General features: G+C 52.1%; 4 protein-coding genes. 2 read left to right on the top strand and 2 right to left on the bottom strand.

The features are described from left to right. Positions 1-681 precede the first annotated feature (681 nt). Both ABYV26_RS19415 and mpl read right to left on the bottom strand, forming a co-directional pair. Entirely contained in the window at positions 682-1,233 is a 552-nt protein-coding gene (locus ABYV26_RS19415; protein WP_372683011.1) for a hypothetical protein, read from the bottom strand. Between the two features lie 254 nt (positions 1,234-1,487). Then, entirely contained in the window at positions 1,488-2,912 is a 1,425-nt protein-coding gene (gene mpl / locus ABYV26_RS19420) for a UDP-N-acetylmuramate:L-alanyl-gamma-D-glutamyl-meso-diaminopimelate ligase (protein WP_372683012.1), read from the bottom strand. Between the two features lie 370 nt (positions 2,913-3,282). Here mpl and ABYV26_RS19425 point away from each other — a divergent pair, with 370 nt between their 5' ends. Continuing rightward, positions 3,283-3,840 (top strand): Sir2 family NAD-dependent protein deacetylase, encoded by a 558-nt coding sequence (locus tag ABYV26_RS19425; protein ID WP_372683013.1) that lies wholly within the window; start codon positions 3,283-3,285, stop codon positions 3,838-3,840. 129 nt (positions 3,841-3,969) lie between these two features. Continuing rightward, the gene (locus tag ABYV26_RS19430; protein WP_372683014.1) at positions 3,970-5,475 is read left to right on the top strand and encodes a sigma-54 interaction domain-containing protein; all 1,506 of its coding nucleotides are present in this window, start codon (positions 3,970-3,972) and stop codon (positions 5,473-5,475) included. The last annotated feature ends 89 nt before the right edge of the window (positions 5,476-5,564 follow it).

Consider the following 5,564-nt stretch of genomic DNA (forward strand, 5'->3'; position numbering starts at 1 on the left):
CCTCAAGCGGCGGGACTGGCAAGTAAACTGAAAATCAATTTTTTGTGCTTACCATGATGATCCCCCGCGACTTGACGGAGCGAAGCAGAGACCCCGCTCAGCGAGGCCCCGGGGAGGTTCAATTGTCTTCCCGGATGGTTTTATAGACCTATCAACCCTTTTAATTACTTGTTTTTAAATAAATTTCATTCTTTTCGAATGCAAGATGCAAGTAATTTAAAGCAATGACATTGTCAAGGTTTTTATCGTCGACTCGCAGCGAATCAGAGTGGGTGGTTTAACCATGGAGGACGTTCGTTTTATTTTAAACCATTGTTTAATTTAACTTTTTAATTTTTGAAAGCATGACCGATGACATCCTTGCTGGCTGAGATACCTTTTTGAAACCGGTGGCTGAGTTAACACTGTTTACTTGTTTTACTGCCCCTAACACACGGGAAACTAGTTATTTCTCCTTTTTGGCACCATCATTGGCAATCTGAATGGTCTGCGCTCTTGTGGACAAGGGGTTGACGCCATCAAGCATATTTTTTCGCCCAAGCGGATCGTCAGGAAGGATTGAGGATCAAAAAAAGATAAGGGCAAAACCAAGGCCGTACCTTCCTATTCCCCATCCATCCGCGCATAGGTAGGCATCCCGAAATCAGGAGTCCTCACCACAAGGATCTACGAAAATGTTTATCAGAAGTAGACCCGCAAGCCGAATTTGATACCGAAGTCATATTTATCGCCGCTGTTGTCGTTGATGTAAATATCCTCCGTTGCCAAGCCCAGGTAAAAATTGGTGTCGACCGCCACATAATCACGCAAAAACCACTTGATTCCAATCCGTGGAACAAATACCACGGCGTTTTGGTTCTCTCCGGCATCCCAATTCAGCGCATAAAGGCCTAAGTCTGCGCCAACATAGGGAATCGTTCGGGCCCAACCAGAGCCGAAAAAATGATATTCGCCGAACCCACCCAGTCCGTATCGATCCACATCTCCGTCCATGGTTCTGGAATAGTTGCCGAATCCACCGATTTGGATATAACGGGCCAGGAAGTAGCCATAACGTAGATCCAGGTCAACATCCATTCCCCCCGCGGGTCCCTCGAAATCGATGGAACCGTTGAAACCCAACTCCTTGGTCCCTTTCTCGAGCATGGGTGCAATCCGATTCTGATCCTGAGCCCCGGCGGTTCCTACGAACAACATGATGGCCGGCAATACGATCCACAGTACTTTTTTCATGTCCAATCTCCTTTTTTTTGATGTTTTGCCCGATCCGCATCAGGGCTGACTGGTGCGACACGCGGTCCAATCATTCTTCACGCGGCGCTGCCGGCTAAACGGCCGATCATTCGACCGGCCGAATGCTGAAGAATCGATGCGTTCGGGAGATGGTTATCAACTGAAAAAAACTTCGAGGCCAGTTGTGCTTCAGACTCAGACGGTTGACGCACCTTCAATAGGTAACTGCAAGGTATCGAACGAGGATTCTGTTTTCATAATGTTTCCAGCAACCTTTCGTGGATGTTGTCGAACCCCCCATTGGACATGATCAGGATCACATCGCCTCCCACCGATGCGCGGGCCAGGTCGTCAATGATCGCTTCCGTATCCTCAAAATGGGTCGCATCCTTGCCCCTTTGTTTCAAGTCGGCAACCAACCGTTCACTGGAAAATCGTTCCGCTTCGGGAACTTTTTGAAGCATCGAGGGCTTTCTGACACAAATTCGGTCCGCCGGATCGAACACGGTTGCATAATCCTGTTGAAACACCCGGCGCATGCTCGAGTTTGTCCGCGGCTCGAAAACGGCAACAATCCTGTTTTTTGAAAAGTGAGATCTGACCGCCCTGAGGGTCTCCTTTACGGCGGTGGGATGATGAGCAAAATCGTCCATCACAATGACACCCCGCTTTTCACCGCGGATCTCCTGACGACGCCTCACGCCGGAAAAACTGTCCAGCGCGCCGGCGATTTCTTTCGGCGTCACCCCCAGGTGGTCGGCCACCGCAATGGCCGCCAGGATATTTTTGAGGTTGTGGGCACCGATCATCCGGGTGCGGAACGTTCCATATTCTTGTCCATTCTTGACGACTTGAAAATGAGTGACGGGCGGTCGAATCAAGGTTTGCCCCAGTTGCCAGGGTGAATCCGTTTTCGCGCCGTAGGACAGCTGTTTACACGCCACCGACGCGGTAAGGCCGGTGACATTGGGATCATCGTCAACGCTGACCAGAAGTGAATCCGGCCTGATTTTCGCGATAAACCGTCCAAACGCGTCTCGGACATGGTCCAGATCCCGATAAATGTCGGCATGGTCAAATTCGATACTGGTCAAAATGGCGGCCTCCGGGGTATAATGCAGAAACTTGGGGCCTTTATCGAAAAAAGCGGTATCGTATTCATCCGCTTCGATGACAATGCAATCTCCCCTTCCGGTTCGGTAGTTGCTCATAAAATTGGGCAGGATGCCGCCGATAATAAATGAAGGCTCCCGGCCGGCGGAGAAAAGGATCCAGGCGAGAATGGCCGACGTGGTTGTCTTCCCGTGCGTTCCCGCCACCAGCACCTGGCGCTTGCCGGCAGCGGCGAAATGATTGACCGCTTGGGGCATGGAGCAATAACACAGGGCCAATTCTTCGGTGGCGACCACTTCTGCATTTTCCCGCGACACGGCGTTGCCGACCACAACCAGATCCGGCCGGTGCGCCAGGTGGGCGCCGTCAAACCCGGCCATGATGATAACGCCCTTTTCATCCAGAAAGCGGCTCATCGGCGGGTAGATGTTGTTGTCTGAACCGGTGACCTGGTACCCCATATCCTTGAGCATGCAGGCCAGGGCTCCCATGGCCGTTCCGCAGACGGCAATCAGGTGGACGGTTTTCACCTTTTTCGGGATTCGGTTGTTTTGCGGCTGAATCATGGCACCCGATTCCTTTGGATGTAAGGTAACCCTTCCAGGTTTGTGGGGTCAGCGGATCGCCGAGAATCTGGGTGTCTGAAACCTTGAAACGCTGAACCTATAACCGCTTATGTAAACGATTTCCCGTCGAATCACAAGCGGTTCATCAGCATACCGCCGCCGGTGAGGGGTGACGCCTTCCCGCGGGCAGCGAAGGCGCACATGTCACCCTGGCGATCGATTGGAAAGACACATGGCAGACTGAATGGGCAATTCCATGACCAACGGCATTCGGCGTGAACACCATTGAACACAACATCGGCCAATCAAATATTGACGGAAGTCATCCAGGACAATGGGCGTATAATCGTTCTCACCGGCGCTGGCATCCATGGAATCTCTTTTAACCCACCGATTTACGCTGACCACCCAAAACGTGGACAACCTGTATATCCGCGCCGGCCATAGCCTTGTGCGAACGCTTCAGATTCATGGCAATATGTTCCAGGTCCGCTGTGCTTCGACCTCTACGGATGGGACCTTCTTTCTGCCTGAGGGCGTGACCCCAACGGCAAAAGGAAGCCCGCTGACCGGCGCCGCGCGCCAGTCGTTGAAATGCGCGAACTGCAGCAGCTGGCTTCGCCCTCACGTGCTTTGGTTCGATGAAACCTATAACGAACGCCATTATCATCATAACAGCATGATTGAGACGGCGAAACGGACTCGCCTGCTGATCACCGTAGGCACTGCCGGGGCCACGACGGTACCCAACCAGATCGTGAAACGGGTAATCAGCCAGGGCGGTCTAATGTTTGACATCAACCTGGCCGATAATCTTTTTGCCGGTCTGGCCATGCAATCGGGCCGGGGAATCTTTATCCGCCGCGGTAGCAGTGAGGCCCTGGTCGCCCTGTTGCCCACGATGGCTTCAGCAACGTCTAATCTTTAATGATATCCATTATTTGATTTGACACTTGATGGCTGCATGAGCTAATATAAGTCCGGTTTGTACATTTAATACCAGGCAGCAACTATCTATTTCCAATCACAGACCAAATCGCCGTAAAGATCATAGGATATGAAAACAGACACCTGCGATGCCAACGCGCCCATTGATCAGTTGAAGGCCATTTCATCCTGGGTTTCTTCTGTACAGGATTTGGACAAACTCCTCCAATTGATCATCGAATCGGCGACCGGGGTTGTTCGTGCAGAAGCCGCCTCACTGCTTCTTCTGGACCCAACCACCAACACGCTCTATTTCAAGGTGACCACCGGCGCCAAGGGCGACGAAGTCAAAGAATTCAGGATTAAGATCGGTCAGGGAATCGCCGGCCACGTGGCCGAAACCGGCCAACCCCTGCTCATTGCCGATGCCCAGCAAGACAACCGGTGGATGCGCGAAATCAGCGATAGCATTGAGTATGCGACCCGTTCCATGGCCTGCGTTCCCTTAAAAATCAACGGCACGACCATTGGTGTCGTCCAGGTCATCAACAAAAAGGACAACACCCAGTTTACCCATGCGGACATGGCTGTTCTCGAAGAATTTTCAAGCCTTGCCGCCCTGGCCATCGGCAGTGCAAGAAGCCTTGAGCAGGTTCGTCAGGAGAATCAGGACCTGAAGAAAGAGCTGGGCGAAAAACACCAGATTATCGGCAAAAGCGTTATCCTGAATAAAGTCCTGGAGGACGCCCAGAAACTGTCCCGCACCAAAACCACTGCCCTGATTCAAGGTGAAAGCGGTACGGGTAAAGAACTGCTGGCACGCCTGATCCATCGTGAGAGCCCCCGCAAAGAGAAGCCGCTCGTGGTTCTAAACTGTGCCGCCTTGCCTGAACCCCTTTTGGAATCGGAGCTTTTCGGCCATGAAAAAGGCGCTTTTACCGGAGCAGCGGGCCGCAAACTCGGAAAATTCGAAACCGCCCATGAAGGGACCTTATTTCTCGATGAGATCGGGGAGATGGCCCAGGGTATTCAGGCCAAACTGCTCAGAGTACTTCAGGAGGGGGTGTTTTACCGCGTCGGTGGGAATACCCCCATCACCGTTGATGTGCGGGTCCTGTCGGCGACCAATAAAAACCTGAAGAAAGAGGTGGAGGAGGGAAAGTTTCGGGAGGATCTGTTTTACCGCCTGAACGTGGTTCAACTCAATATACCACCACTGAGAGAACGCCTCGAAGACGTTGCCTCTCTGGTCGACCATTTCCTCGCGGTCTTCAAGAAGGAAACCGGCCTGTCCGGACTGACCATCTCCGAAGCGGCCATGGACAAGATGTCCCGCTACAACTGGCCAGGCAACATTCGCGAATTGAGAAATGCCATAGAACGTGCCGTGGTAATGGGTAACGGAAAAACCATCATGCCGGAAGATTTGCCCATCACCGCCTCTCTGCCAAAATTTGCCGGCCTGAAGGTCGGACTCACGCTCGACGAAGCCCTCAACGAATTTAAAAAAGAATTTATCCTGCTCAACCTTAGACATACCGGTGGAAACAGAAGCAAAGCCGCCAAGGTCATGGATATCCAGCGAACCTACCTGTCAAGACTGATCACCCGATATGACATCAGGGATCTTGCCTGACCCCTCGTTTTCTCCATTACGATTCAAGAACATCTCAAAACTGCCGATACCCAATTGAGGCCTGATGCATTGGCCACGCGTCAATGAAA

Source organism: Desulfosarcina sp. (genome assembly GCF_041551955.1).
Classification (GTDB): Bacteria; Desulfobacterota; Desulfobacteria; order Desulfobacterales; family Desulfosarcinaceae; genus Desulfosarcina.

Coding starts and splice junctions, on each gene's coding strand:
- ABYV26_RS19415 (WP_372683011.1), bottom strand. CDS start 1,233: ATGAAAAAAGTACTGTGGATCGTATTGCCGGCCATCATGTTGTTCGTA.
- mpl (WP_372683012.1), bottom strand. CDS start 2,912: ATGATTCAGCCGCAAAACAACCGAATCCCGAAAAAGGTGAAAACCGTC.
- ABYV26_RS19425 (WP_372683013.1), top strand. CDS start 3,283: ATGGAATCTCTTTTAACCCACCGATTTACGCTGACCACCCAAAACGTG.
- ABYV26_RS19430 (WP_372683014.1), top strand. CDS start 3,970: ATGAAAACAGACACCTGCGATGCCAACGCGCCCATTGATCAGTTGAAG.